Origin of the sequence: Cellulomonas uda (assembly GCF_006538705.1) — a bacterium.
Taxonomy (GTDB): domain Bacteria; phylum Actinomycetota; class Actinomycetes; order Actinomycetales; family Cellulomonadaceae; genus Cellulomonas; species Cellulomonas uda.
Genome location: NZ_BJLP01000088.1, coordinates 1 through 3,590, shown reverse-complemented (window position 1 = coordinate 3,590; position 3,590 = coordinate 1). Strand labels below are relative to the sequence as shown.

Here is a 3,590-nt window from a genome sequence, read left to right as displayed (position 1 = left end):
TGCCCGCCGAGCCGTTGACCAGCAGGTTCGGGAAGCGGCTCGGCAGGACCTGCGGCTCCTGCGTGCGGCCGTCGTAGTTGTCGCCGAACTCGACCGTGTCCTCGTCGATGTCCCGCACCATCTCCATGGCGAGCGGGGCCATCTTGCACTCGGTGTACCGGGGCGCGGCCGCCGGGTCGTCACCGGGGGAGCCGAAGTTCCCCTGGCCCGCGACCAGCGGGTAGCGCAGCGACCAGTCCTGCACCAGGCGGACGAGCGCGTCGTAGATCGCGCTGTCGCCGTGCGGGTGGTACTTGCCCATGACGTCGCCGACGACGCGGCTGCACTTCGAGAACTGGCGGTCCGGGCGGTAGCCGCCGTCGTACATCGCGTACAGCACGCGACGGTGCACCGGCTTGAGGCCGTCGCGCACGTCGGGCAGCGCACGCCCGACGATGACCGCCATCGCGTAGTCCAGGTACGACCGCTGCATCTCGAGCTGCAGGTCGACCTGGTCGATCCGGCCGTGCTCGATGCCGTCGTCGTTCGGGATGTCGGTCACGTCAGTCCTTCGGTGGTGCGGGAGAAGCGGGGGAGGTCGCGCGCTCGTCGTCGACTAGATATCGAGGAAGCGGACGTCCTTGGCGTTGCGCTGGATGAAGGAACGACGAGCCTCGACGTCCTCACCCATGAGGACCGAGAAGATCTCGTCGGCGGCCGCGGCCTCGTCGAGCGTGACCTGCAGGAGCGTGCGGTGCTCGGGCGACATGGTCGTCTCCCACAGCTCCGAGTAGTCCATCTCGCCCAGACCCTTGTACCGCTGGATCGAGTTCTCCTTGGGCAGCCGCTTGCCCGCGGCCTGACCCTCGACGATGAACGCGTCCCGCTCGCGGTCCGAGTACACGTAGTCGTGCTCCGCGTTGGACCACTTGATCCGGTACAGCGGCGGCTGCGCCATGTACACGTGCCCGTTCTTGATGAGGTCCGGCATGTACCGGAACAGCAGGGTGAGCAGCAGCGTGCGGATGTGCTGGCCGTCCACGTCGGCGTCGGCCATGAGGACGATCTTGTGGTACCGCAGCTTGGCGAGGTCGAAGTCCTCGCCGATGCCCGTGCCGAACGCGGTGATCAGCGCCTGCACCTCGAGGTTGCTGAGCGCCCGGTCGAGCCGCGCGCGCTCGACGTTGAGGATCTTGCCGCGGATCGGCAGGATCGCCTGCGTGCGCGGGTTGCGCCCACGCACCGCCGAGCCGCCGGCCGAGTCGCCCTCGACGATGAAGACCTCGCACTCCTCGGGCCGGTTCGACTGGCAGTCCTTGAGCTTGCCGGGCATGCCGCCCGACTCGAGCAGGCCCTTGCGCCGCGTCGCCTCCCGCGCCTTGCGCGCCGCCATGCGCGCGGCCGACGCCTGGATCGACTTGCGGATCACGTCGCGCGCCTCGTTCGGGTGCGAGTCGAGCCAGTCGCCGAGCTGGTCGGTGACCACACGCTGCACGAACGTCTTCGCCTCGGTGTTGCCGAGCTTCGTCTTCGTCTGGCCCTCGAACTGCGGCTCGCCGAGCTTGACCGAGATCACCGCCGTCAGGCCCTCGCGGATGTCGTCGCCCGTGAGGTTCTCGTCCTTGTCCTTGAGCAGGTTCTTGTCCCGCGCGTACCGGTTGATCAGACCGGTCATCGCCGCACGGAAGCCCTCCTCGTGCGTGCCGCCCTCGGTCGTCGAGATCGTGTTGGCGTACGTGTGGACCGACTCCGAGTAGGCCGTGGTCCACTGCATCGCGATCTCCACCGAGATGCGCTTGTCCGTGTCCTCCGCCTCGAAGTCGATGACGTCGGGGTGCACGAGCTCGACCTTCTTCGCCGAGTTCAGGTGCTTGACGTAGTCGAGCAGGCCGTCGTCGTACCGGTACGTGACCGTGCGCGCGGCCGGCTTGTCGTCGGCGTCGGGCGCGTCCGGCTCACCCGCGACCTCGTCCTCGGTGCCCAGGTGCTGCGGACGCTCGTCGGTCAGCGTGATCTGCAGGCCCTTGTTCAGGAACGCCATCTGCTGGAACCGGCTGCGCAGCGTCTCGAAGTCGTACTCGACCGTCTCGAAGATCGTGTCGTCCGCCCAGAACGTCTGCTGGGTGCCCGTCTCCTGCGTCGGCTCACCCTTGCGGATGCCGCCCACGGGGTGGCCACCGTTCTCGAAGTCCATCTCCCACGTGAAGCCGTCCCGCCGGACGACCGACTCCACGCGCTTCGACAGCGCGTTCACCACGGACACGCCGACGCCGTGCAGACCGCCCGACACGGCGTAGCCGCCACCGCCGAACTTGCCGCCCGCGTGCAGGATCGTCATGACGACCTCGAGCGTCGGCTTGCCCTCGGTCGGGTGGATCGCGACGGGGATGCCACGGCCGTTGTCGACGACGCGCACGCCGCCGTCGGCCAGCAGCGTCACCTCGATGTGGTCGCAGTAGCCGGCGAGGGCCTCGTCGACCGAGTTGTCGACGACCTCGTAGACGAGGTGGTGCAGTCCGCGCTCACCCGTCGACCCGATGTACATGCCGGGGCGCTTGCGGACCGCCTCCAGCCCTTCGAGGACGGTGATCGCGTCGGCGTCGTAGCTGCCGCCGGACTCGGGCTTGGGGCTGGGCTGCTCGGCCACGGGCGGGGGTGCTCCTCGAGATCTGCGAAACGCGCCGGAGCGGGCCGCCCGACCGCGAGGAGGGCAGATCACTCCGTGACGTTGGAGTTCCGGGCACCAGGGCGCCAGGAATGACCCTAGAAGTCTACCCGCACCAGGGGCCCTGACCCCGCTGAACGGCCCGTCCGCGGGCGGCGGGTTCCGTGAAGGTCCGACGACCGCGTGCGCACGCTCACCCGTACGTGTCCCGCACGCCCCTGCCCTTGACGCTGCGCGGACCCCGGCCGAACCCCGGACCGCCCGGTCCCTGGACCTCGATCTCGACGACGACACCCTCGCCGACCGCCTCCGCGAGCATACGCAGCATCGTCGGCACCGCCCAGCGCAGGTTGGTCGCCCACGCCGTCGAGTCCGCCCGCATCGTCAGCACGCCGCCCTCGAACGACACGTACTGCGTGTGCGACGCGACCTCGTCGCCGAGGATCTGCGACCACCGCGCCTGGATCGTGCCCGCCGTGACACCCGGCGACCACGCGAGCTGCCCGATCAGCTGGTCCAGCGCCTCGCCGACCGTCCGCGGGTCCCGCCCGCCGGGCCGTGCGTCCCCGAGCTGCACCTCACGACGCACCCGCGCCGCATCTCCGGGGCGCAGGCCGCGTCGGCGGGCGCTCTCCTTCGCGCGGCCCAGCGCCGCCGCCGCGACCTGCCGCTCAGGGGTGAGCTCCACGAGCTCACGCAGCGCACGCGTGCCCGCCGGCCCCCCTGCCTGGTCAGAGGACACGCGACACCTCGCCCGCCATGACGTCGACCCGCCCGCCGGCCAGCGGCTGCGGCACGTCCGCCGCGACGGCCGCCGTGATGAGCACCTGCCGCGCGGGCGCGACGAGCTCCGCGAGCCGCTCGCGGCGGCGGGCGTCGAGCTCGGCGAACACGTCGTCGAGGATGAGCACCGGCTCGTCGTCCGGCCCACCCTGCGGCCCGCCCG

At 70.5% G+C, this 3,590-nt stretch carries 3 protein-coding genes and 1 pseudogene; all 4 read right to left on the bottom strand.

Annotated elements, in window-relative coordinates; genetic code table 11:
* The coding region (locus CUD01_RS16140; protein ID WP_280525836.1) for a DNA gyrase subunit A at positions 1-541 on the bottom strand (541 nt) is incomplete at its 3' end.
* Positions 542-595: 54 nt separating this feature from the next.
* On the bottom strand, positions 596-2,626 hold the full coding sequence (gyrB, locus tag CUD01_RS16135; protein WP_141322510.1) for a DNA topoisomerase (ATP-hydrolyzing) subunit B: 2,031 nt from the start codon (positions 2,624-2,626) through the stop codon (positions 596-598).
* Positions 2,627-2,837: 211 nt separating this feature from the next.
* A complete protein-coding gene (locus CUD01_RS16130) occupies positions 2,838-3,386 on the bottom strand; it encodes a DciA family protein (RefSeq protein WP_141322509.1) in 549 nt (182 codons plus the stop codon).
* Positions 3,376-3,590, bottom strand: a pseudogene (locus tag CUD01_RS16125) (DNA replication/repair protein RecF); the annotation flags it as partial. The gene CUD01_RS16130 and the pseudogene CUD01_RS16125, both read right to left, overlap by 11 nt.